The organism is Dyadobacter sp. CY347, from assembly GCF_021502655.1.
Classification (GTDB): Bacteria; Bacteroidota; Bacteroidia; order Cytophagales; family Spirosomataceae; genus Dyadobacter.
Genome location: NZ_JAKFFT010000008.1, coordinates 338,155 through 362,133, shown reverse-complemented (window position 1 = coordinate 362,133; position 23,979 = coordinate 338,155). Strand labels below are relative to the sequence as shown.

Annotated in this window: 27 protein-coding genes; 13 read left to right on the top strand and 14 right to left on the bottom strand. The window is 44.8% G+C overall.

The genetic code is table 11. The features are described from left to right. Positions 1–45: 45 nt before the first annotated feature. Entirely contained in the window at positions 46–1,335 is a 1,290-nt protein-coding gene (purD, locus tag L0659_RS19950) for a phosphoribosylamine--glycine ligase (RefSeq protein ID WP_235128347.1), read from the bottom strand. Positions 1,336–1,385: 50 nt separating this feature from the next. Next, positions 1,386–3,599, bottom strand: a complete 2,214-nt coding sequence (gene recQ / locus L0659_RS19945) for a DNA helicase RecQ (RefSeq protein ID WP_235128346.1) — start codon at positions 3,597–3,599, stop codon at positions 1,386–1,388. Between the two features lie 92 nt (positions 3,600–3,691). Here recQ and L0659_RS19940 point away from each other — a divergent pair, with 92 nt between their 5' ends. Next, positions 3,692–4,666, top strand: coding sequence for an SIS domain-containing protein (locus L0659_RS19940; protein ID WP_235128345.1), 975 nt, complete (start codon positions 3,692–3,694; stop codon positions 4,664–4,666). Positions 4,667–4,938: 272 nt separating this feature from the next. Here the strand turns inward: L0659_RS19940 and L0659_RS19935 are convergent, their stop codons facing one another. The 7 genes from L0659_RS19935 to rpmG form a co-directional block, all read right to left on the bottom strand. After that, on the bottom strand, positions 4,939–5,415 hold the full coding sequence (locus tag L0659_RS19935; protein WP_235128344.1) for a DUF4293 domain-containing protein: 477 nt from the start codon (positions 5,413–5,415) through the stop codon (positions 4,939–4,941). Positions 5,416–5,486: 71 nt separating this feature from the next. Beyond that, positions 5,487–6,797 (bottom strand): 30S ribosomal protein S12 methylthiotransferase RimO, encoded by a 1,311-nt coding sequence (gene rimO / locus L0659_RS19930; RefSeq protein ID WP_235128343.1) that lies wholly within the window; start codon positions 6,795–6,797, stop codon positions 5,487–5,489. 47 nt (positions 6,798–6,844) lie between these two features. After that, positions 6,845–7,186 (bottom strand): type II toxin-antitoxin system RelE/ParE family toxin, encoded by a 342-nt coding sequence (locus L0659_RS19925; protein WP_235128342.1) that lies wholly within the window; start codon positions 7,184–7,186, stop codon positions 6,845–6,847. After that, entirely contained in the window at positions 7,162–7,326 is a 165-nt protein-coding gene (locus L0659_RS19920) for a hypothetical protein (RefSeq protein ID WP_235128341.1), read from the bottom strand. Before L0659_RS19920 ends, L0659_RS19925 begins: the two co-directional genes overlap by 25 nt. Before the next feature lie 29 nt (positions 7,327–7,355). After that, a complete protein-coding gene (ftsY, locus tag L0659_RS19915; RefSeq protein WP_235128340.1) occupies positions 7,356–8,318 on the bottom strand; it encodes a signal recognition particle-docking protein FtsY in 963 nt (320 codons plus the stop codon). A gap of 155 nt (positions 8,319–8,473) precedes the next feature. Continuing rightward, on the bottom strand, positions 8,474–8,626 hold the full coding sequence (locus tag L0659_RS19910; RefSeq protein ID WP_015813059.1) for a DUF4295 domain-containing protein: 153 nt from the start codon (positions 8,624–8,626) through the stop codon (positions 8,474–8,476). Between the two features lie 28 nt (positions 8,627–8,654). Further along, positions 8,655–8,837 carry a 50S ribosomal protein L33 gene (gene rpmG, locus L0659_RS19905; RefSeq protein WP_026632037.1) on the bottom strand — a complete coding sequence of 61 codons (183 nt, stop codon included), beginning with the start codon at positions 8,835–8,837 and terminating at the stop codon, positions 8,655–8,657. A gap of 274 nt (positions 8,838–9,111) precedes the next feature. Here rpmG and L0659_RS19900 point away from each other — a divergent pair, with 274 nt between their 5' ends. The 3 genes from L0659_RS19900 (at position 9,112) to L0659_RS19890 (ending at position 12,474) form a co-directional block, all read left to right on the top strand. Beyond that, positions 9,112–9,705 carry a hypothetical protein gene (locus L0659_RS19900; RefSeq protein WP_235128339.1) on the top strand — a complete coding sequence of 198 codons (594 nt, stop codon included), beginning with the start codon at positions 9,112–9,114 and terminating at the stop codon, positions 9,703–9,705. Between the two features lie 87 nt (positions 9,706–9,792). Beyond that, the gene (gene gatB, locus L0659_RS19895) at positions 9,793–11,286 is read left to right on the top strand and encodes an Asp-tRNA(Asn)/Glu-tRNA(Gln) amidotransferase subunit GatB (protein WP_235128338.1); all 1,494 of its coding nucleotides are present in this window, start codon (positions 9,793–9,795) and stop codon (positions 11,284–11,286) included. A 33-nt stretch (positions 11,287–11,319) separates the two neighbouring features. Then, complete coding sequence (locus L0659_RS19890; RefSeq protein ID WP_235128337.1) at positions 11,320–12,474, top strand: TlpA disulfide reductase family protein; 1,155 nt, start codon at positions 11,320–11,322, stop codon at positions 12,472–12,474. A gap of 52 nt (positions 12,475–12,526) precedes the next feature. Here the strand turns inward: L0659_RS19890 and L0659_RS19885 are convergent, their stop codons facing one another. Continuing rightward, positions 12,527–13,405 carry an NAD-dependent dehydratase gene (locus tag L0659_RS19885; RefSeq protein ID WP_235128336.1) on the bottom strand — a complete coding sequence of 293 codons (879 nt, stop codon included), beginning with the start codon at positions 13,403–13,405 and terminating at the stop codon, positions 12,527–12,529. A gap of 14 nt (positions 13,406–13,419) precedes the next feature. On the opposite strand from L0659_RS19885, the gene L0659_RS19880 reads away from it, so the two are divergent. Beyond that, positions 13,420–14,430, top strand: coding sequence for a gliding motility protein (locus L0659_RS19880; protein ID WP_235128335.1), 1,011 nt, complete (start codon positions 13,420–13,422; stop codon positions 14,428–14,430). A gap of 49 nt (positions 14,431–14,479) precedes the next feature. Then, the gene (locus L0659_RS19875; RefSeq protein WP_235128515.1) at positions 14,480–15,565 is read left to right on the top strand and encodes a complex I subunit 1 family protein; all 1,086 of its coding nucleotides are present in this window, start codon (positions 14,480–14,482) and stop codon (positions 15,563–15,565) included. On the opposite strand, the gene L0659_RS19870 is transcribed toward L0659_RS19875, so the two are convergent. Genes L0659_RS19870 through L0659_RS19860 form a run of 3 tightly spaced genes read right to left on the bottom strand, consistent with a single transcriptional unit; the run spans position 15,566 to position 17,944 of the window. Then, positions 15,566–16,018: a DUF3299 domain-containing protein gene (locus tag L0659_RS19870; protein WP_235128334.1), complete on the bottom strand. Its 453-nt coding sequence runs from the start codon at positions 16,016–16,018 to the stop codon at positions 15,566–15,568. A gap of 57 nt (positions 16,019–16,075) precedes the next feature. Next, positions 16,076–17,290: an FtsX-like permease family protein gene (locus L0659_RS19865; RefSeq protein WP_235128333.1), complete on the bottom strand. Its 1,215-nt coding sequence runs from the start codon at positions 17,288–17,290 to the stop codon at positions 16,076–16,078. Between the two features lie 24 nt (positions 17,291–17,314). After that, complete coding sequence (locus tag L0659_RS19860) at positions 17,315–17,944, bottom strand: ABC transporter ATP-binding protein (RefSeq protein WP_235128332.1); 630 nt, start codon at positions 17,942–17,944, stop codon at positions 17,315–17,317. Between the two features lie 164 nt (positions 17,945–18,108). On the opposite strand from L0659_RS19860, the gene L0659_RS19855 reads away from it, so the two are divergent. Genes L0659_RS19855 through L0659_RS19840 form a run of 4 tightly spaced genes read left to right on the top strand, consistent with a single transcriptional unit; the run spans position 18,109 to position 21,289 of the window. Continuing rightward, entirely contained in the window at positions 18,109–19,119 is a 1,011-nt protein-coding gene (locus L0659_RS19855) for a DUF6089 family protein (RefSeq protein WP_235128331.1), read from the top strand. Between the two features lie 12 nt (positions 19,120–19,131). Then, entirely contained in the window at positions 19,132–19,833 is a 702-nt protein-coding gene (locus L0659_RS19850) for a DUF6089 family protein (RefSeq protein ID WP_235128330.1), read from the top strand. Between the two features lie 4 nt (positions 19,834–19,837). Next, positions 19,838–20,377, top strand: a complete 540-nt coding sequence (locus tag L0659_RS19845; protein ID WP_235128329.1) for a DUF2911 domain-containing protein — start codon at positions 19,838–19,840, stop codon at positions 20,375–20,377. Positions 20,378–20,398: 21 nt separating this feature from the next. Further along, complete coding sequence (locus L0659_RS19840; RefSeq protein ID WP_235128328.1) at positions 20,399–21,289, top strand: trypsin-like peptidase domain-containing protein; 891 nt, start codon at positions 20,399–20,401, stop codon at positions 21,287–21,289. On the opposite strand, the gene L0659_RS19835 is transcribed toward L0659_RS19840, so the two are convergent. Beyond that, complete coding sequence (locus tag L0659_RS19835; RefSeq protein ID WP_235128327.1) at positions 21,286–21,981, bottom strand: YjjG family noncanonical pyrimidine nucleotidase; 696 nt, start codon at positions 21,979–21,981, stop codon at positions 21,286–21,288. The two genes, L0659_RS19840 and L0659_RS19835, sit on opposite strands and share 4 nt — an antisense overlap. Positions 21,982–22,362: 381 nt before the next feature. On the opposite strand from L0659_RS19835, the gene L0659_RS19830 reads away from it, so the two are divergent. From L0659_RS19830 to nth, 3 genes are all read left to right on the top strand, one after another. Further along, positions 22,363–22,962 carry an RNA polymerase sigma factor gene (locus L0659_RS19830; protein ID WP_026632052.1) on the top strand — a complete coding sequence of 200 codons (600 nt, stop codon included), beginning with the start codon at positions 22,363–22,365 and terminating at the stop codon, positions 22,960–22,962. Next, positions 22,937–23,185 carry a hypothetical protein gene (locus L0659_RS19825; RefSeq protein WP_235128326.1) on the top strand — a complete coding sequence of 83 codons (249 nt, stop codon included), beginning with the start codon at positions 22,937–22,939 and terminating at the stop codon, positions 23,183–23,185. The genes L0659_RS19830 and L0659_RS19825 overlap by 26 nt, the downstream gene beginning before the upstream one ends. 63 nt (positions 23,186–23,248) lie before the next feature. Beyond that, positions 23,249–23,911: an endonuclease III gene (nth, locus tag L0659_RS19820; protein ID WP_235128325.1), complete on the top strand. Its 663-nt coding sequence runs from the start codon at positions 23,249–23,251 to the stop codon at positions 23,909–23,911. Positions 23,912–23,979 lie beyond the last annotated feature (68 nt).

Here is a 23,979-nt window from a genome sequence, read left to right as displayed (position 1 = left end):
ATCCGCCGGATGAACATGATCCACATCCCATAATTACTCATATCTTCAATCGTTATAACGTATTAAATCCACACCGATGTCGTGCCGGAAATACTTCCCTTCGAACTGCACAGCCTGGGCTGCGCGCTGCGATTTATGGACCGCATTTTCGAGGGAATTGGCCAGGCCTGTAAGTGCCATCACCCTTCCTCCATTTGTCACAACTTCGGTGTTTCCATTGAAAGTAGTGCCTGCGTGGTATAAAAACACATCTTCTACTTTTTGGCTGCCGGAAATTACCTTTCCTTTTTCATAATCTCCTGGATAACCTCCTGACACAACCACGGTCGTCACGGCCACCTGCGGGGAGATTTGTAATTCAAATTCATTCAAAGTTCCCTTCGCGGTTGAGGCCATGAGCATAGCAAAATCGGACTGTATCCGCGGAATCACCACTTCCGTTTCCGGATCACCCATTCTAACATTGTATTCGATCACAAAAGGCTCCCCTTTTATGTTCATCAGGCCAATAAAAATAAAGCCTACATACTTGATTCCTTCACTTTTAAGACCATGTAAAGTGGGCTTAACCACCTTCTCGTCTACTTTTTTCAAAAAATTAGCATCTGCAAATGCTACCGGCGATACTGCGCCCATTCCGCCTGTATTCAGGCCTGTATCGTTTTCGCCAATGCGTTTGTAATCTTTTGCTTCGGGTAAAATTTTATAATGCTCTCCATCAGAAAGGACAAATACGGATAATTCTATCCCTTTCAAAAATTGTTCTATGACAACTTTATTACCCGCATCGCCGAATTTACGGTCGAGAAGCATTTCCCTGAATGCTGTTTCGGCTTCTGAATGCTTCTCAGCAATGATAACACCTTTTCCGGCAGCAAGTCCGTCGGCTTTCAAAACAATCGGAAGTGGGTGGGCTTCAAGATATTCCAGGCCTTGTTCCAATGTTTCAACGGTGAATGTTGCCGATGAAGCCGTTGGAATGCCGTATTTCTGCATGAATTGTTTGGAAAAATCCTTGCTTCCCTCCAACTGCGCACCTGCTTTATTCGGACCGATAATTTTTACTTTTGAAAGATCTGCCCTGGATTCGAAATAATCGACAATGCCGTTGACCAGTGGTTCTTCCGGACCAACGATCACCAGCTCAATATTGTTTTGCAACACCGCATTTGCGATGGCATCAAAATCATTGTAAGATATAGAGAGGTTGGTTGCAACACCCGCAGTTCCCGCGTTGCCGGGCGCTACATATAAACTGTCACAAAGAGGGCTTTGGGCTATTTTCCAGGCAAAGGCATGTTCTCTTCCGCCTGATCCCAATATAAGTATGTTCATAAATGGTTAATTGTTTCACAAAAACACTGACAACAAGTTTTTCCCGCCTGTTAATTCGCCAGTTCGGATAAAAACTTGATGCGCATAAGCCGCAATTCTTCTTCGCTGATCTCGTCATGGGCAAATTCTCCCAGTGCGGCGGCTATATTGTCCGTTTCGGCAGTCATGAAATAGTCATATATATCCTGCTGTCTTTCCCGGTCAATAACCTGATTGATATAGTAATCAAGGTTAAGCTTCGTTCCTGAGTAACAGATATGTTCAACTTCTTCAATGACATCGGCGAGGGCCAGATCCTTCACTTCGGCGATTTCATCCAGGCTTACTTTGCGGTCGACTTGCTGGATGATAAATATTTTAATCTTCGATTTATTGACAGTCGATTTAATGACGACATCTTTGGCTGTCTCAATCTCATTTTCTTCGACATAACGGGTGATCAGATCCAGGAACTGACGACCGAATTTCTGCACCTTACCCATCCCGACGCCATTGATCTGCGCCATTTCCTGTTGGGTAGTCGGGTAAGTCGTTGCCATTTCCTCCAATGACGGATCCTGGAAAATAACGTAAGGGGGCAGGTTTTTCTCCTTGGCAACCTTTTTACGGAGCGCTTTGAGCATTCCCAAAAGTGCTTCGTCATAGGCATGCGCACTTCCGCCTCCGGCAGCCGCATCCTTGTCATCATCCTCCGGTTTTATTTCCTCTTCATCAAAATTATGGTCTTTATGAAGCGTAACCGGATATGGATCGTTCAGGTAATTTGCACCTTTTTCACCCAATTTGATCACCCCGTAGTTTTCAATATCCTTTTCGAGGTAATTAAAAATCACAAGCTGGCGAATGGTCGAAATCCAGTATTCTCTCGATTCACTGATTTCTAACCCCTTACCATACACATCGAGCTGGTCGTGTTCGTAGCTTTTGACATATTGGTTTTCAGTGGCCGTCAGGACGTCCGCAATGTGTTCACAGTCGAATCGTTGCTCAGTAAGCTGAACAGCTCTCAGGACGAGTATAACGCCGTCCTGAACCTTTGTTTTTTCCGTTGACTTGATGCAGTTATCACAAAACCCGCAATCTTTTTCCAGATATTCGCCAAAATAGCTCAGCAGCTGTCTCCTGCGGCAAACGCCTAATGTTGAATAGGCTACCATTTCATTCAGCAAATGGCGTGCATTGTCCCTTTCGGTAACCGTTTTGTCTTTGTTGAATTTTTCCAGCTTCTGAATGTCCTCATAGCTGTAAAACATCAGGCAGTTTCCTTCCAAACCGTCGCGTCCGGCCCTTCCCGTTTCCTGATAATAACCTTCCAGCGACTTGGGAACATCATAATGTATTACAAAACGAACATCCGGCTTGTCAATTCCCATTCCGAATGCAATGGTCGCAACGATCACGTCCGCCTCTTCATTCAGGAATGCATCCTGGTTGGCCATGCGCGTGTTGCTGTCCAATCCGGCATGATACGGTAATGCACGAACGTCGTTAACGCGAAGCAGTTCAGCCACTTCCTCCACCGTCTTCCTGCTCAGGCAATACACAATCCCCGATTTGCCTTTATTGTTGCGAACGTAACGGATCAGTTGCTTCTTAACATCCTTTTTCGGACGGATTTCGTAATAAAGGTTTTTTCTGTTAAATGAAGACTTAAATGTCTCCGCTTCTTCCATTTGCAGGTTTTTGCGGATGTCCTGCTGCACTTTCGGGGTTGCTGTGGCCGTAAGCGCAATGATGGGAAGGTTGCCTATATTTTCAATGATCCCGTAAATGCGGCGGTATTCAGGCCGGAAATCGTGTCCCCATTCGGAAATACAATGTGCCTCGTCAATGGCGACGAAGGATATCTTTACTTTTTTAAGAAAATCAAGGTTATCTTCTTTCGTAAGTGACTCAGGGGCAATGTAGAGCAGTTTGAGGCTGCCATCCAGCGCATCGCTTTTTACCCGGGTAATTTCGGACTTGGTAAGCGTAGAGTTAAGGAACTGTGCATTAATGCCGAAGGCCGTCAACTGGTCGACCTGGTTCTTCATTAAAGCAATAAGCGGCGATATAACGATGGTCAGACCATCGCTGACAAGAGCAGGCAATTGATAGCAAAGTGATTTTCCAGCTCCGGTTGGCATGATCACAAAAGTATTCTTACCAAGAAGGATGTTTTGAATGATTACTTCTTGCTCACCCCGGAATTGACTATACCCAAAAATTTCTTTTAGTCTCTCTTTCAACGTGTCTAAAACGACGGCATCAACATTATTTACCATACTCTGTTAACAAAATGGTTATCCCAAACTTCTATATCTTTGCTTTTGAAATTAAAAATCCCATTGGTTCCCAATAAAACTGTGTTTCAGATTTGAAATTAATAAAAAATATTCAGTCAATAGCAAAAGAAGTATTACGGCAAGAGGCAGAAGCATTGCATAATCTGATCGGATTGATTGATGAAAAATTTGAAAACTGCGTATATGCCATTATCAACTGCGGAGGTCGCGTTGTGGTGTCCGGAGTGGGCAAAAGCGCCATTGTGGGTCAAAAAATAGTTGCTACATTAAACTCCACCGGAACGCCCGCGCTCTTCATGCACGCAGCGGACGCCATTCATGGCGACCTGGGCATGATCCAGGACAACGACGTGGTCATCGTAATCTCCCGCAGCGGCGACACCGCCGAAATCAAAGTGCTGGTTCCGCTCCTGAAACGGACCGGTGTAACGATGATCGCTATGGTAAGCAACAAGGATTCTTATTTAGCAAAAAACGCAGACCATATCCTGCACGCTTACGCCCCCGAAGAAGCTGATCCACTGAACCTTGCGCCTACAACCAGCACGTCGGTGACGATGGCATTAGGCGATGCGTTGGCAATCTGTTTACTGGAAGCCAGAGGTTTTACGCACGATGATTTTGCGAAATTTCATCCGGGCGGCGCTTTGGGAAAAAGACTTTACCTTAAAATCTGTGACATCTATCCGCACAATGCGTTGCCTATGGTTTCGGAAGATGCAGGTTTACAGGAAATTATCCTGGAAATGACCTCGAAAAGGCTCGGCGCAACGGCAGTAAACAATGCAGATGGCAAAATGGCCGGCATCATCACCGATGGCGATTTACGGAGAATGTTGAAGCAACACGACGGCGGCAACATTTTACACCTGAAAGCACGGGATATTATGACTAAGTCTCCCATCTCAGTCTCGCCTGATGAATATGCGGTAAAAGCGCTGGAACTCATGCAAACCCGCAGCATTACGCAGGTTGTTGTAGTGGAGGCGGATGCGATTTTAGGCTTTGTGCATCTGCATGATCTGTTGCGGGAGGGATTGGTGTAGGCTTGTTAAATGCCTTGTCACCCTGAGCGTATTATGCCCTGTCAGCCTGAGCGTAGTCGAAGGCGCGCTACTCCTTGGTAACGCGCCTTCGACTACGCTCAGGCTGACAGGCAATAGAGCTCAGGCTGACAAGCGTGATGCTCCTAGGCTGACAAGGCGCGCTACTCCTTGTTAACGTGCCTTCGACCGCCCGGCGGCCCGGTCCGCTCAGGCTGACAGGCAATAGAGCTCAGGCTGACAAGGCAAGTCGCATCACGGCTGACATGTTAATGTCACCTAAACCGCTTCGACTGCTGAACTTCCCGCTCGTCCTTCCTGATAAAACGATTCGCGAAAACATTAGCCAGCATGGCGCCTACCAATCCATAAAACCCTATTTCATAGCTTCCGGGCAGGTTTGGATCGAAGAGTTTGGCAGTTTTGTAGAATGTGAAATAGATCACGAGACCCATAATGATGGTCATCAGAATGGAATTTACTGCGCAAAGGGCAGATTGTAAAACCCTGTTTTTGTATTGAAGTATTGCATAAACTGCGACTGCGGCAACCAGAATGGCGAGAATGATCAGGTAATAAACCGGCTGAACATTAGACTGCACAGCATTTACCTGATGCGTTAATTTAATGGCAGTAAGGTCGGCCCTTTGCTCGCCTTCAACAGCGACTTTTGTCCATAACGGGAAGGCAAGAAAAATACCCATTCCGATGACGGTTAGGGCCAGAAAAATGGTTTGTATCCTTTGTAACATATTTTTAAATATTGTGAAACAGGCTTATAAGCCGCGAATTTAATAAAGACTAAGCCAGCCCGAAAGCATTATCAGGAAATTACAGAACCGTAAAGGTCAAATTCCTCTGCCGACGTGATGTTAACCTGCGCAAAATCACCTAACCGAACATATTGGCTGGCTGGGACAAGCACCTCATTATCAACCTCCGGTGAATCAAATTCCGTACGACCGATGAAATGCCCGCCTTCTTTTCTATCGAAAAGCACTTTATAAGTCTTGCCGATTTTTTGCTGGTTCAATTCGTATGAAATACCTTGTTGAAGCTCCATAATGGCGTCTGCACGTTCCTGTTTGATCTCGGCAGGAATGTCATCGGGCATGGTGTAGGAATGCGTATTGTCTTCGTGGGAATATTGAAATGCTCCCAAACGGTCAAAACGCATTTTTTCAACAAAATCGTAAGTTTCATCAAATAATGCTTCTGTTTCTCCGGGGTGACCGACGATCAATGTAGTTCTCAATGTAATGTCCGGCACTTTTGCACGGATCGTTTCGATCAATGCTTCGGTTTTTTCACGGGTGATGCCTCGGCGCATGGATTTCAAAATCTCTGTTGAACCTGTTTGCAACGGCATATCCAGATATTTGCAAATGTTGCTGCGCTCGTTCATGATGTCCAGAATGTCCATCGGAAATCCGGCGGGGTAAGCATATTGCAGCCTGATCCACTCAATGCCTTCTACATCAGACAGTTGAGCAAGCAAATCGGATAAATTCCTTTTTTTGTAAATATCAAGACCGTAATATGTCAGGTCTTGCGCAATGAGGATCAGTTCCTTGGTGCCGCGTTTTGCTAATGATTTTGCTTCTTTTACAAGCTCCTCAATCGAGCGGGAGACGTGGCCACCGCGCATAATGGGGATCGCGCAAAAACTGCACGGGCGGTCGCAACCTTCTGCAATTTTCAGGTAAGCGTAATGTGTGGGCGTGGTTAATAAGCGCTCGCCGACAAGTTCATGCTTGTAATCCGCTTTTAATGTTTTGAGCAGGCGAGGTAGTTCGTTCGTTCCGAACCAGGCATCGACTGTTGGGATTTCTACCGAAAGCTCATCTTTGTAACGGTGTGATAAACAGCCGGTAACATACACTTTATCCACCATTCCGGCTGCTTTTGCATCGGCGTAGCGCAGGATTGTATTGATGGATTCTTCCTTAGCGTTATCGATAAATCCACAGGTGTTAATGACAACAATCTGCGAATCGTCTTTTTTGGACTCATGATCAACGGCGAAACCGTTTCCTTTGAGCTGTGTATAAAGCACTTCTGAATCCACCAGGTTTTTGGAACAACCCAGCGTTACAATATTAACTTTATTCTTAACTATTCCTTTGGTTTTCATTGATATTAGCCATCCGCGCGAAGCTTTGGGCTTTAAGTGATAACTGACTATGTAGACTTTATTTTAATCTTGCGAACGGATTTTATTTTCGAGATGCTGCGGCTTGAATGAATGATGTTCAAAACCTCGATGCGTAGTAGTGTAACCTTATAAATTATTAAATAGCTCCCGACGCGGATATTTCTATACTTTTTGGACTTGGTTACCAGCTGTCTGCATTCTGGATGGTGGAGGTAATTTTTTGAAAGACCTTGTATACTGGCTTGGATTTCATCTACAAATACCGAAGCTGAACCGTAGGAGAATGTTTCGATGCCGTAGACAAATATTTCCTCTAAACTCAGTAATGCTTCCTGGCTGACAACTACTTCGCGTACTTCGATTTCCACTTGGCAATGATTTGGGTTGTTTCCTGCATGCTGAAAAATGGGCCTTTTTCTGCGTCCCGAATCATGTTCTTGAACTCATCATCACTTAATGGAGCTCCTGAAATAATGAGGTTCTTTTTGGATGTTTTTGTCTTGCCCATAATCAAAGATAACGAATCTCAAATTTTTTTTAGCCAATCTTCTTAAACAAAGAATCTACAAACTCTGCTCGGTCGAAGACTTGGAGGTCGTCCATTTTTTCTCCTACGCCAATGTATTTAACTGGGATTTTGAATTCGTCGGAAATGCCGATTACGACGCCGCCTTTGGCTGTTCCGTCCAGTTTGGTGATGGCTAATGCGGTGATTTCTGTGACCTTCGTGAACTCCCGGGCTTGAATTACAGCGTTCTGCCCTGTACTGCCGTCCAAAACGAGTAAGACTTCATGCGGCGAATCCGGAATGATCTTCTGCATGACGCGCTTGATCTTTGAAAGCTCGTTCATGAGGTTCACCTTCGTATGTAAACGTCCTGCGGTGTCGATAATGATCACGTCTGCGCCTGTTTCCATTCCTTTTTTCAATGCGTCATAGGCAACGGCAGAAGGATCGGTGTTCATGCCGTGGTCGATAACCGGGACGTCGACGCGCTTTCCCCAAAGTTTAAGCTGTTCTACGGCAGCAGCTCGAAATGTATCAGCGGCACCTAGTACAACCTTATGTCCTCTTTGATGAAACTGGTGCGCCAGCTTTCCGATCGTAGTCGTTTTTCCAACGCCATTCACACCTACAACCATAATCACGTAAGGTTTGGGAAGGTGTTCTGTCTCAAAACTATCCTTAAAATCGACTGATTTGTTTTCTGTCAGCAATGCTGCAATTTCCTCCCGGAGTATGCCGTCCAGCTCGGCTGTTGTAGCATATTTGTCCCTTGCAACGCGCTCCTCAATCCGCTTGATAACCTTTACGGTCGTCTCAACGCCTACATCCGAGCTCACCAAAATGTCTTCAAGTTCGTCCAGAACATCTTCGTCAATAGTGGTTTTACCAACGATGGCGCGGGAAAGTTTGCCAAAGAAACTGTCTTTGGTTTTTTCGAGGCCTTTATCCAATGTTTCTTTTTTCTCTTTTGAAAAAAAACCAAATAAGCTCATATCGATGTGAAGGTAATAAGATCTGAATCGTGTAAGTGTGCTCAAAAATAAAACAAAAAAAGTCCCAAAAGGGACTTTTTAGAAACTCAATGTCATCATTCGACTTCGCTCATGAGGACAAGCACTAGTAGTGTCAGTCTGAGCACAGTCGAAGACTAGTTTTTCAACGCGCCTTGAACACCGTCCAAAGGAACGATTTCTTCTTTGAAGGTGTAAGCTCCTGTTTTTGGAGATTTTACAGCCTTAATAACTTTAGCGAATGCTTTTCCGCCTTCTTTTTTCAGGGTAGCAACTACTTTCTTTGCCATGTCTGTATATCTTTTAAAGTTAAAAAACTTATTTAATTTCTTTGTGGACTGTATAGCGTCTCAGGAATGAATTGAATTTTTTCAATTCCATACGGCCAGGCGTATTTTTCCGATTCTTTGTAGTCACATAACGTGACATTCCAGGAACACCACTATCTTTTTGTTCTGTGCATTCCAATATAACCTGTACTCTATTACCTTTCTTAGCCATTGCTTTACATCGTTTTTACAAATAGGACTGCAAAAGTAAGAACATTTCGTTTTATTCACAATGGTGCCTATCAAATTTAGTATATTTTTTCAAAAAATTTATTGATGTCCCGTTACATTAAGATCTTGGTGGACAAATAAATAAGTTAGAACTATAATCAGCACACTACCAATTTCTGTCTTAAATTTGAAGGAAATCTAGCGCAAACTTAGTTTCTTCGTGTGCGATTTATTTGCAAAACCTTAATCTGGCGGAAATTCTTAAATAAAAAACAATGACTCTTAAAAAAAGCACCCCTTTGGCGCTTGTTGCTCTGGCGGTTTCCTTACTCATCGGCTGCTCCTCAAAAGAAGACAGAGATAAATATGATCATTATTATGGATCAGGAAGTAAGTCAAGGGAAGAAACAGCGCTTGTAGATCTGCAAAACGAAAGAAAAAACCAACCTGCGCCAGCTCCCGCAGCGGCGGCCCCTGCGCAAGGAACGGCACCGGCAGCCGGGGATTCGGCAGCAGCTGGTTCTGGTGACGCGGCTGCAACAGTAGGTGAAGGAGGAGCGGCAGCGGCAGCGACGAATCCAAACGCGGCGGCAGCTCCAAGTGCGGCACCAAAACGCAAGCCTGTTCCTGCAGACGTTTCTGCATTGCTTAACAAGCACGCGTGTCTTGCCTGCCACCAGCCATATGATAAGGTAATTGGCCCGGCGTACGCAGAGGTTGCCAAAAAGAAATATACATCAGATCAGATCGTAGAACTGGTTCACAGCCCGAAGCCCGAACATTGGCCTGGATATCCTCCAATGGCCCCTATGGCGCACGTTCCAAAGGCTGACATTGTGGTTATTGCCAACTGGATCAACTCATTATAGTAGTAAGCTGACTTTTTTAGAAAATACGGGCCGTTCATGTTATGGACGGCCCGTATTTGTATCTTTGCGAACGCATTTTAATAAAATATGACTCAAAACGCATTGCAACCAGCTGATATCACCGATGAACATTTGGCCCAGTATGAAACTGTAATCGGGCTTGAAGTACATTGTCAGCTCCTGACGGAATCCAAACTTTTTGCGCAGGACAGAAACCTTTTTGGTGCTGAACCTAACACAAACATTGGTCCGCTTACGCTTGCACTTCCCGGGACATTACCCAAAATCAATAAAAAGGCAGTCGAATATGCAGTCCGTTTAGGGCTGGCTTGCGGGTGCTCAATCAGTAAAAGGACCATTTTTGATCGTAAAAATTATTTTTACCCGGATCTTCCGAAAGGTTACCAGATCTCTCAGGATAAAAAACCGATCTGTGAAAATGGCGGCGTGACAATCACGACGAAAAACGCAGAAGGAAAAATGAACGAGAAAGTGATCCGCTTTCATCATATACATTTAGAAGAGGATGCTGGAAAATCCGTGCATGATGGCAGTGTTACCGAAACATTATTGGATTACAACCGCGCCGGGACGCCTTTGGTTGAGATGGTTTCTGAGCCTGATCTGCGCTCTGCGGAAGAAACGGGTGCTTTTGTGACAGAAATCCGCCGGTTAGTTCGCTATCTGCACATTAGCGATGGGAATATGGAAGAAGGGTCGCTGCGCTGCGATGTCAATGTTTCACTCCGGAAAAAAGGAGCTGAAAAATTAGGCACCAAGGTTGAGATCAAGAATATGAACTCGATCCGCAACATGATGCGGGCCATTAGTTTTGAGGAAAAAAGGCAAATTGCTATGCTGGAAAATGAGCAGGCAATCCAGCAGGAAACTCGAATGTTTGACGTAGAAAGCGGACAGACTTACGGCATGCGTGTAAAGGAAACGATGAACGATTATCGCTATTTCCCTGATCCTGACCTTAGCCCCGTTGTCGTTTCTGACGAATGGCTTGAAAGCATTAAAGCTGCTATGCCGGCATTGCCGCACGAGCTGCGCGAGAAATTCACGCATCAATATGGAATACCGGCTTATGATGCGGCTGTGCTTACAGATACGCGTGAGATTGCAGCCTATTTTGAAGCAGTTTGTGCCAAAACAAATGCTTATAAAGCGGCTTCGAACTGGTTGATGGGGCCTGTGAAATCCTATCTGAATGATCATGAAGGCAACATTGACCGTTTCCCGATCAACCCCGAAAGCCTGGCAGCATTGATCGATCTGAGCGAGTCGGATGTTGTGAGTAACTCGGTGGCCACGCAAAAAATATTTCCGGTGCTTTTGGCTGAGCCTCAGCGTGATCCGAAAGAGATCGCTTCGTCAAATAACTGGATTCAAAACAGCAATACAAACGAGCTTGAAACGTTGGTAAATGAGGTTATTAGCGCAATGCCAGACAAAGTTGCAGCTTATAGAAAAGGAAAAAAGGGGTTACTGGGTCTTTTTGTGGGAGAAGTCATGAAAAAGTCAAATAACACCGCTGATCCGAAGCTTGTAAGCCAGTTGCTCAATGCGAAACTCTGATACCCAGGCCTAACAAACACATTTTAGAAGGTTATGAAAGGAATAGTCAAACAAGGTTTTTTTATAGTAAGTCTTGCTTTTTTTAGCCTTCAAGCTCAGGCACAGCAACTTGCACCTAAGGATTTCACGGTTAACGGCAAAGTGAAGAATGGTGCGAAAGGAGAAAAAGTAACGTTGCTGCGAACCACCGCCGGCGGGTCATCCGTTAAATTGGATTCTGCGCAGCTGGCAGCAGACGGCACATTTTCCATAAAAGGCGTTGAGAATGACCGTGGCAGTTTTTTTGCCCTGAACATTTCGGATCGTCAGAAAGTGATTCTGCTTGTGGAAGGCGGAGAAGAGTTCAAGATTCTGGCCGATGGGACATCACGTGATGATAAAGGCAATGGTGGAAAGGCTGAGATCACCGGGTCCAAAAACATGGAATACTATGCCCAAATTGACAAGCTGATGCAAACATTTGCTGCTAAGGTTACGGGCTGGAATGAAGAATATGCAAAGGCCGAGGAGAAAAAGGACGCTAAGAAAATCCAGGAAGTGCAGCAAGCTTATGCCAGCGCGGACAAGGAGCGGCTGGACGTGATCAAGAAACTGCTTCCTGAAATGGGTACAACTTTGGTTGCCCTTTTTACTGCTAACAACTTTTTGAGTCCTGATACTGACCTTGAAATACTGAAAAAACTGGGCGACGATTACGAAAAAATCACACCTACGCCCACATTAGCGAAAGGTTTTATTGGTCAGATAAAAAGAATTGCAGGCGTTTCGGTGGGTCAGCAGGCACCTGATTTTACATTAAATAGTCCTGACGGTAAGCCGGTTGCATTGTCCTCATTGCGCGGAAAATTTGTCCTGATCGACTTCTGGGCGTCATGGTGCGGACCTTGCCGGATGGAAAATCCGAATGTTGTGCGGATGTATGACAAATTCAAAGACAAAGGATTTGATATTTACGGCGTTTCACTGGACGATAACGAAAAAGCCTGGAAAACGGCCATCGAACGTGATAAATTGAAATGGCTGCACGGATCAGAATTGAAAAAGTGGAATTCGGGCGTGGCGCAGACTTACGGCGTGAATGCAATCCCGGCAACATTCCTGATCGATAAGGACGGAAAAATCATTGCGAAGAACTTACGCGGGCCAGCACTGGAAAGCAAGCTTACCGAATTGCTGGGCGCTCAATGATAATAGATTAGATGTAGTTAAAAAATCCGCAAGATCTGTCTTGCGGATTTTTTTATGCACCATGATCTTCCAAACTATAATAGAACTGCAAAGGATCAGGAAATTTGAACGCATAACAATAATGCTTATCAAGCTTTTCGCCTGAAATAACTTTGAATTCCGGTTGCTCATTTGCTTCCGCAAATGTGGGTGCTTCCCAGCCAAATTGTGCGCAAGACGTTTCGTACACTTCACGGCGCGTGGTATGAACCGGCGCTACAACATTAAAAGTCTCATTACTAATGCCCGTTTCAAGAATCGTAGCAATGATTCCCGCAGCATCGTCCCGGTGAATGTAATTAACAGGAATAGAGCCGGTTGTCATATCTTTTTTCCCCTGCACATATTTTCCCGGAATGCGGTTATAGCCGAGTAAGCCGCCTAATCTGAGGATCGAGACATTACGGTCGGGACGTAATGCAATTAAAAGATTTTCAGCCACAACCATTTCCGGCGATTCCGATTCTTCGGGTGTTTTTACATCGTCTTCAACTACAATCCGGTTCAGCTCGGGATAAATGCCGGTTGAACTGATGAAAATAATGTCGCGGATTCTTGATTGATTTATCTCGGCAATGACCGATTCGATTTGTTTGACATAAAAACCAGGTTCATTTTTGGTCAGGCGAGGCGGTAAGGAGATCAAAAGCGTATCAACGTCGAAAAAAGTATCAAGGCCTTCTTTGGTCACGAAGTCAGGATTCATTGGCAACATGTAGGCTGAGATCCCTTTTTGGACGAAGCCATTCATTTTTAGCATTGATGTTGTGCTGCCATTGATTTCCCACGTACTATGCTGGCTCAGCAAGCGTTGAGCTAGTGGAAAACCTAACCAGCCGCATCCCAGAATGCTTATTTGTTTTTTTTCTACTTTTGAATCGTTATCTGTCATTTGATATTTAGGCTATGTTGTTTTCGAGAATTGCTCTCTTTTGCTCCCTGATTTCTGTTTTTTTAGTTTCCTGCAATAAAGATAAACGGCTCGATTCGGATGCGACCGAGGCTGTGGTCAATGTTGAATCCGAAAATCTGGATCAGGCGCTTTTTGCTTGCAAATCAGTTAAAGATGTGCAAAATTTTCTCGACGCACGTCCATATCTGTCAAAGGAATATTTTGCCAGTTCACAAATGGATCCGCAACAGCTGGCATCGCATTTATTTAATATTTTACAAAACCCTGATTTCCAGGCATTCCGAAGTCAGCTTGACAGCCTCATCGGTGATCGTAAAACGAACATTCTGGATCCGCTGGCAGCAGCATTCAAACAAATAAAATATCATTATCCGGCATTCAAAGCACCCAAAGTGCAGTTTCTGGTGACTGGTTTTACAGGAACGGATCTATACATTTCTGATTCGCTGATCATTATCGGGTTGGATTATTTCGGGGGACCAAATGCCATGTATCGCCCGGATGTATTTGACTATCAGTTGCGGAGATATCAAAAAGAATACATCGTTCCTTCCATCGTCTTCTTCGAATCCAATCGTTTCAACAAAATGGATCCTACCGACAAGACATTGCTGGCAGATATGATCGGTTATGGCAAAGGTTATGCATTTGTGAAACAAATTATGCCTAATGCTGCCGATAGCCTGATCATCGGATATTCGGCCGACAACTTGCGCAGAACCGATGCGAGCCAGCAGCAGATATGGGCTTATTTTATTGCGGGGAAATTGCTGTATGAGTCAGTGGAGATGAAAAAGAAGAAATTCATTGAAGAACGACCATTCACAACGGAAATCGGACCAAAGGTTCCTGGCGCTATTGCGCGCTGGCTGGGTTGGCGGATTGTAAACCGGTTCAGAGCTGAAAATCCGGGTGTAACACTTCCCGAATTGATGGAAATGGACAACTCCGCACAGATTTTGCAGGAATCGGGATATAACGGCGAGCCAGACGAAGAGGAGTAAGTTTTTTGTTTACTTTTGCGGCAGTCACTAAGATCCCAAAACGCCATTGATACCGTTTACACTCATCATTTTTCTGCTTCTTGTGCCTGGTTTTGTGGTTATCGGCGTCTATTTGGAACGCAAGGTTTCCGCATTCATTCAGGATAGGATGGGTCCGATGGAAGTGGGTAAATGGGGTTTGCTTCAACTTTTTGCCGATTTGCTTAAACTCCTTCAAAAGGAGGATATCGTTCCAAAAGCGGCGGACAGGCGCCTTTTTCTTATCGCGCCATTTGTCATTTTCGTATCTGTTTTTGCCGGTTTTGCTGTTGTCCCGCTCGCTCCTGATCTGGCAGGGTCGGGCGCATCAGTTGGTGTGTTTTTTCTGCTTACGATCGTTTCTGTGGACGTTATAGGGCTTTTGATGGCCGGCTGGGGTTCTAATAATAAATTTGCATTGTTTGGTGCCATGCGTGCTGTGGCGCAGATCATTTCCTACGAAATTCCTCTGGGACTTTCTATTTTGTGCGTGGTAATGCTCACGCAGACATTGGATTTACAGATCATCAGTTTCCAGCAAGGCATTTATTCCAATGAACCTGTGTATCTGTTTGGTATAAAAGATCTGGGCATTGATGTGACAAATGTGGGTGGATTTTTGTCCTGGAACATTATCAGAAACCCATTTTTGCTATTGGCATACATTGTCTTTTTTATAGCCTCATTGGCAGAATGTAACCGGGCACCATTTGACTTGCCGGAAGGTGAATCAGAGCTGGTTGCAGGATTTCACACTGAATATTCAGGCATGCGCTGGGCACTTTTTATGCTTTCTGAATATGGAATGATGCTGCTGGTTTGCCTGTTAGGGGCCATTTTATTCCTGGGAAGCTGGAATACGCCTTTCCCAAACATTGGCCCATTAAAACTCGCTGACTGGACCAGTGGAGAGCCCGGAACCTGGCTAGGTTACATTACCGGTATTTTCTGGCTCTTGGGCAAAGCAATTTTTGGGATTTTAATTCAAATGTGGGCACGCTGGACGCTTCCGCGACTGCGTGTGGATCAGCTTATGTATTTGGGATGGAAAGTTTTGACGCCGGTCGGACTGGTGCTATTCTTCATTTCCGGCGTCTGGCGGTTGATCGGAATCTGATTATTCCGCGATTTCTGCGCCGTCCAGAATGTAATTCATCTGATAAATATCGTCTGCATTCAACTTCAATGTTCCTACGAACGTCAGACGCTCATCCGTTTTGAACTTCCGGCCATCTTTTTTCTTGAAATTCAATGTCATAACCGTTTCAGGACCAGCACCTCCGCAGAAGAAGCACGCGCTGAATGGAAATGCCGAGAGGACATATAAATTAGCATCCAGATCCACAGGCAGAATGTATCCGGTAATGGTAACCTGCTGATTTTTCAACTTCTGAACACTCGGCCCGAAAGTCGGATGAAGCATATAAATGGATTCTTCGGCATACCACTTCTTTTTGAAAGTCACATCCCGCAACGTTTCCCACGTCACCTTAACCGGATTAATGGCTGGCGTAAATGCAAATAAAGAGGTGAAGCAAAAAAGCAATATTATGATTCTGACAGATTTCATCGCGCCTGATTTTGTCTTGGTTAGGATTTAACTAAGCAAACAAATTTACATAGAATATCATTCCTCTGCCAACGTCCGCGAGATATTCAGCCGGTAAATGCCCAGTGAAGGAAGCACGGAGGCCAGAAAGCCGATCAGCAAGGCTGCAAAAAACAGGTAAATTTCTTCGGGCAGAATGGTGAATTTCCTTAACGAATAATGAAAATCCTGCTCTGCCGCTCTTGAAAATAACCATAGCCCCACGCGGCTCAGGATAATCCCTGAAAAATAACCGATCACTGCCAGCATTAAGCCTTCCAGCAATAGCATCAGGAAAAGCCTCGTCCGGGTTGCGCCCATGGAAAGCATGAGCGCCATCTCGTATTTTCGTTCTTTGAGTGAATTATAGAGGGAAATAAAAACGCTGATCCCGGCAATGCTGATAATGATAAGTGCCAATGCGCGTAGCGTTTCAATGCCCACGCCGAGCAATGAGAAGAGCCGGTTAATTTCAATGCTGGGCAATGCGGCCTGCATGGATGTATTTTCGTTGATCTGCCGCGGAATGGTCATTAAGCCCATTGGATTCCTGAATTGAATCAGCGCGCTGGTCACCTGCCTGCCTTCTTCGGCTTGCTCATGATCGTCGTGTTCCTCATGTTTGCCTTCGCCTTCCTCATGCGCGTGAACGTCCCAGACACTGGATAATCGGGTCAGTATCAGCTGGTCTACAACGGAGCCATTGGCCTCAAAAATGCCGGTAACCTTGTATTTCTTCTCGTTATGCGCTTCACCTTCTGAATCCAGCCCATGCGCACTTGCAAATGTATCGCCAATTTTTAGTTGTGACATTGCGGCCACTTTGCTGCCAATCGCGACTTCCATCGATGCATTATAAATTTTCCCCTCCGCCAGTTTTGCCTGAAAATGCTCGATATATTTAGGCGTCGTGCCCACGATACGGAATCCCTGGTAACTGTCGCCCATCGAGAGCGGGATCACAGTTTTGACAAACGGATTTTTACGCAATGCATCCACTTCGGCCAGCGGCACGTTACCAGTAGGCGCGTCGATCTGGTAAATGCTGGAAAGGATCAGTTGCAATGGGCTTCCTTTGGCACCCACAACCATATCAATGCCGCGTATATTCCTGCGGAATTGCTCGTCGAGTTGCTTATTAAGCAGTAAAAGCAGCGATATCATGCCAATTCCCAGCGTGAGCAAAAGCGCGCTTAAAAAACTGTTGAGCTTTTTCTCTTTAAGATTGGCCAGACTTATTTTGACAATATTCATCTGTTCAGGATTAGGATAATGGCATTATGAAAGGTGGACCTGGTTTGGAAATTCATCTTTCAACCGCTGGTCGTGCGTGACCACAACCAGGCTCGCGCCGATCGAGGCCGATTGTTCCTTTAATAATGTGATTACTTTTTGGGTATTGTTGTCGTCCAGGCTGGACGTTGGTTCGTCGGCGAGGATAACATTCGGCTCGTTCATGAGCGCGCGCGCAATGCTTACCCGCTGCTGCTCACCCTGGCTTAGCTGATTGGTTTTCTTCGTCAAATGTTCTGCAAAACCCAGCTTTTCGGCCAGCATCCGGGCTTTCTGCGTATTTTCCTTTTGATCTGCCAGATAGTTGGAAAGCAATATGTTATCCAAAACTGAAAGTGCGCTTACAAAATGAGGTTTCTGATAAATGATCCCGATATTTTTCGCTCTGACCTTCGCCACTTCTTCCGGCGAAAGCGCCGTAACGGGCTTTTCTGCGATCAAAATTTGCCCTGACTCCGGTTTTAGTAGCAGCGCCAGCAAATGCAGCAATGTCGTTTTTCCCTTGCCCGACTGCCCTAATATGAGTAGTGTTTCCTTGTCCTTGCAGCGAATGTCCGGGAAGCTGAATTTCTTTTGGGCGGAGTAAGAAAAATGAAGATTAGTGCTTGAAATCATTGCAATGGCTGTTTTTCCATTTACAATGATAAGGAAGTTTTATTTTCGGCAACATTAAAAAATTTTAGTCTTACAAATAAATCATTCGGAAATACGTTGAAATGGTGATATACCCTGAATAAAACCAACAACTGTTCTATTTTTGCAAAAAATTGATCTCACAAATGCGTAGAAAATCTGAATTAAAGAAAGTGTCCGGGGCATTGGTGTTCATCTTGACTTGTGGGCTTTTGTTTATGAATCAGGATGTCCAGGCGCAGAGCAGGGGCATTTTTGTTCCGTATTCAACAGCAGGATTTGGGCTCGGGACTTCTAGCTATTTTGGAGATTTCGCACCTTACAGAAGGCCGCTGGCTTCTACATTTAAAATGATGCGTTGGAGCATTGGAGGCAATTACACACGCCATTTCACGCCTCGTTTGGGCGCCAGGGCAAGCTTTATTTATGCGCGGATTGCCGGCGACGATTACATTATGAACCGCAGCGAGAAGCATGAAACCAATATTTTTTACGCAAGAAACCTGCATTTCAGAAACGATCTGAAAGAATTCTCTGTCCAAGGGATCTTTAAATTAACGCCTGACAACAGAAGTTACGACAGAAGGCCGCAGTTGGGGGCTTATTTGTTTGCCGGGATTGCGCTTACCGCCCACAACCCCAAAGCACTTGATTCTCTGGATGGTGACTGGATTAAATTACAGCCGCTGGGCACTGAGGGTCAGGGCAATGAAGGATACGAAAAGCCTTATTCGCTGGTTCAGTTTGCGATTCCTATGGGGATTGGCGTTCGTTACAAAATCAATTCAAAACTGGATATTTCCGCTGAATTGGGTTTCCGGAAAACATTTACAGATTACCTGGACGATGCACATGGAAAATATGCTGATCCTGCATTGTTTGCCGATAACCCAACTGCATTGGCACTCAGCAACCGGACAACGGAGCGTTATGCGGCAAGAAAAGGAGCGGATAGAACGGAGGCTTTGAAAAAATTTCTTGTAGTAAACTACATGCTCGATACCAACGATCCGTTGGCAGCATTGCCGACCACGGGTTTTGGAGCTCCGGGAACTGACCGCGGAAACAGCCCGACTTACACGGACAACTATCTTTTTGGTATGATCCATATCAATTATATGTTGCCATCGCAGATTAAATGTCCTCCATTAAAATAACTAAGGCATCCATTGAAGTCTTCTTTAAAATGTATAAATGCAAAATACTTGCTGCTTAATCTGGCGGCAGGTATTTATTTTTTTGTGGCGGCCGGGAACGCGGTAAATGCTCAAAAAATTGAGATAGGGGCGGGGTTAGGCGCATTAAATTATAAGGGAGACATTTCACCTTCTGTCAGACTTCGTTTTTTCAAACCAGCCGGAAGCGTATTTTTTCGCTATAATCCATCCCAGGCATTGTCGCTGAGAGCGGAGTTGATGGGTGGCGTTATCGGTGCGGACGATAAGCATAGCAAGGACCCTTTTCAGCAAGCGCGCAAATTTTCATTCACATCCCGCATTTTCGAAGGAAGCGCTGTGGCCGAGTATAATTTTCTCAATTTTCAGGAACGCCGTTTCGCAGTGAACTGGAGCCCTTATGTGTTTGGGGGGATCGGGTATACCAAATTCAATCCCAATCCGCAGGGTGTGGGTTACAAAACCAGCTCGTTTGTGCTTCCTTATGGGGTTGGGATCAAATATCAGGTAAGACGTCCATGGAACATTGGCATTGAATACGGCGCCAGAAAAACATATTCCGATTATCTTGATAACTTGGGAGGAGATCCGGTAGGGACAGATAAACTCCAACAGGGCGATCCGTCTTTGAAAGATACTTACTACTATTTGCGACTTTCTGTTACGTACACTTTTTATAAAATCGTTTGCCCCTGATCCTATGAAAAAAATTCTCCTCATTGCTGCTGTTTTGCTCGTTGTTGTTCTAGCCGGATTTTTCGGTATGAGAATGTATACCAAATCATTCAGCCCGGAAGCGGTTGCGGAAACGACGAATAATGGTGTAAGCGTAAAAGTCACTTACAGTAAGCCAGGCAAGAAGGGAAGGCTGCTTTTCGGCAGGGAACAGGATAAGGCGCTTCTGCCTTATGGAAAAGTCTGGCGCACCGGCGCGAATGAAGCAACATTAATTGAGCTCGGCGAAGGATTGTCCATTGGTGGTAAGCCGGTTAAGGCAGGCACTTATTCCCTATATTCAGTGCCTGGACAGAGCACCTGGAAAATCATTCTCAATTCAGAAACGGGGCAGTGGGGCACGGAATATAATGATGGCAAAGATATTTTGCGTGTAGAAGTGCCCATCAGGATCAGGCCGGCAGTTCAGGAATTGTTTAACATTTACTTCGAAGATATACCGGGCGGCGTAAACATGATTTTAAGCTGGGACCAGACGGAAGCATTGGTTCCTATCACCAAGTAACCCGCTCGCCTGCACGCCCTTATGTTTGTTGAAGCTATTGAAAAAGTAGATCAGTTCACCCGTCCAATTCATTTTATACTGCGTTATTACACCGGCAGCGACATCGTGCCGGGCACTGCTACACTGTTTTTTGTGAATGAAAATGGCTTTGCGATCACCTGTCGCCACGTGGCACAGCAGATTTTATATGCCAGCTCAATTTATGAGAATTACCTCAAATTCAAAGGAGAGCTCAGAAAGTTTGAGAAAGATCCCGGACTGGAAACACAGCGTGCCTTTCTGGAAACAAAATACAGGATCAACAACGATAACCCGATCCGGATACTTTTTAACTTCATTAATTGTGTTACGGCTTACAAAGGCCTGGCCATTCATCTGCACCCCACTCAGGACCTTGCGATCATTGAGTTTCGGGATTATGAAAGCAAGCAATATCAGGGTTATGCGCGCTTTTTGAAGGATTCCAGATTTGTAAAACAGGGGAGATATCTTTGCCGCTTGGGCTATCCGTTTCCGGAATTTACCAATTATCAATACAACAAAAACACCGGCGACATTGAGTGGCTGAAAGCGGGCCGCATTAACACGCCCAGTTTCCCGATCGACGGCATCGTTACGCGGCACATTGGCGAGAGTAATGGTGTTGTGGGCATTGAAATGAGCACGCCAGGTCTGAGAGGACAAAGCGGCGGGCCACTTTTTGACCCGAACGGGATTATTTACGGCATGCAAAGCTCTACACGTCACCTGCATCTGGGATTTGACCAGGTTAACCGGGAAGTGACGACGGAAGGCCAGAGGAAACGGGTTTCCAATTATCCCTTTCTGAATGTGGGCCAATGTGTGCACGTGGACGTGATCAAGCAATTTCTACGCGAGAAGAACGTCACTTTTTACGAAGAAGAAGTTTAAAGGATCAACATTAATTCTTCCAGGCGACGGATATCGTAAGTCGGGCGCTCGTCAAATCTGAGTCCTGCGGGATTGTAATAGACCGTGTCCATTCCAAATTGCTTCGCGCCCATAATGTCGGCCACCCAGTTGTCCCCGATCATAATACTCTCGGACGGCACCGCCCGCGCAGTTTCCAGGGCATAAGCAAAGATTTTGGGATCCGGCTTTTTGGCGTTCGCTGTATCAAATGTGATGATATTCTCAAAAAAGTGTCCGATTTCAGAGCTTGCGATCTTTCTGGCCTGGATTTCGTTAAAACCGTTTGTGATAATGTGCATGGAGTAGCCAGCGGAGTTTGCGTAGTTTAGCAAATCCAGCGCACCTTCCAGCAGATGTTTTTTATCCGGCAATGTCCGGAGATAGGCTTCACCGATTTCTGTGTGATTGGGAGGCAGGTTGGCGCCGAGTTCCTCGAAAACCATCTTGAACCTGTTTTCACGTATATAGGTATGGTGCACAGTTCCGCGATCGAACGCATCCCACAATGCAGTATTTATTTTCAAAAAAGACTGGATAAAAGAGTCCAGAGACGATACGCCGTACTGAATCAAGGTCAGTGTATGAAAAATTTCTTCCAGTGATTCGGAAGAATTTCGGTCAAAATCCCAAAGTGTATGGTCCAGATCGAAGAAAAGATGCCGGTATTTCATATCTGGTAAAAATTCAAATTTTATTAGAAAAGTGAAATTTAATTTTTATTCGGGAAATTTCATAAATAAAAAAATAGAAGTGATCCAAACGGTGTAATGTTAACGTAAGTCATTTGATAAGTTCTATTATTTATTGCAATAGGAACACAGCGTACGATCAGTACACGTATATTCTTAAAAAGAGGGGTTTGTTGTTAACAGTTGTTAATGAAATTTATTTTACAAAAAAAAGAAACCTAAACATTTGCAAATTATTTTTCAAATCCATTTCTTTGATATGTATAATTCAAAATACAGAAAAGACAGTTCAATATTTCACTAAACAGAAAGGAGAAACAATATCGACGAACCGCTCTACGTTAACTAAATCGAATAGTAAAAATGGAGAAAGTCCAAGTTAGCGACAGTGAGTTGGTAACATTGTATATCCGCGGTAATGAGAAAGCATTCGAAAAGCTTGTTCAGCGCCACAAATCAAGAATATACACCACTATTTATCTGATTGTCAAGGACCAGTATGTAGCCGAGGATTTATTACAGGATACATTTATCAAGGCCGTTGACACAATAAAAGGTGGTAGATATAATGATGAAGGCAAGTTCCTGCCATGGATTATACGTATCGCACACAACCTCGCCATTGATTATTTCAGACGCGATAAACGCTACCCCAATGTAGTATTTGAAGATGGAAGCAGTGTTTTCAATACGCTGGATTTTTCGGAGGATTCCGTTGAGTCAATCCAGATTCGTCAGGAAACACATGAGCAACTGCGGGAGATGATCCAGCGGTTACCTGATGTTCAGAAGCAAGTCTTGATCATGCGCCACTATGAGGACATGAGCTTTCAGGAAATTGCCGATGCAACAGGAGTGAGTATTAATACGGCATTGGGCAGGATGCGTTACGCGTTGATAAACTTGCGTAAGCAATTCAACCAACGTGCCCCACAGTATGACAAAAACTTTTACCTACGATGATGTTGTAAGGTATTTATATGCCGAAACAACAGAGACTGAAAACGACCTGATTGTTGAGGCCCTGGCGCTTGACAATGATTTGATGAGCTTTTATCTGGACTCACTCGACATTCAGAGCCAGATGAACAAGATCGTTCGGACCCCTTCGGACCTGACGGTGGCGAAAGTCTTCAAATATTCTCAACAATTTTCACCTAAAAGACCCACCGCTCTTTCTTTTTAAGAGGTGGGTCTTTTTTTATTCCATTTGTAACCGGCTGTATTAATTTACAGGCAGGATTTTCGTATGCTTAGAAAAGACCGATTCAAGTTCTTCCTCAATTATTTTACCAATAACTTCCCAGAACCTGAGACCGAGCTGCATTATGGAAGTCCTTACGAGTTAATCGTTGCCGTGGCCCTGTCTGCGCAATGTACGGATAAGCGCGTGAACATGGTTACCCCCGCGCTCTTTGAGCGGTTTCCCGATCCACAGGCTTTGGCGGCATCGAATGTGGAGGAAGTTTTTACTTACATCCGCTCCATTTCGTATCCGAATAATAAGGCCAAACATTTGGTGGGAATGGGAAGAATGCTCGTTGAGCAGTTCAATTCAGAAGTCCCGGCTTCAATAGAAGACTTGCAGAAGTTGCCCGGTGTGGGTAGGAAGACAGCAAATGTGATTGCATCTGTTATTTTCAACCAACCTGCTATGGCTGTTGACACGCATGTTTTTCGTGTTTCACGGCGCATTGGGCTGGTTCCTCTTACGGCCACCACGCCGCTGGCTGTGGAAAAAGAACTCTTGAAATATATTCCAAAAGATCTCGTTCATAAAGCGCATCACTGGCTCATTCTGCACGGCCGCTACATTTGCCTTGCCAGAAACCCGAAATGCATGGAGTGCCCCTTGTCGCCAAGTTGTAAATATTTTGAAAAGAATGTAAAAGTTTCCCTTTTTCAATCCTGATTACAACCATTTCAAGGTTACAAGCATCTGTGTTTATAGTATCAGTTCCCATTAATTTTAAAGAAAGA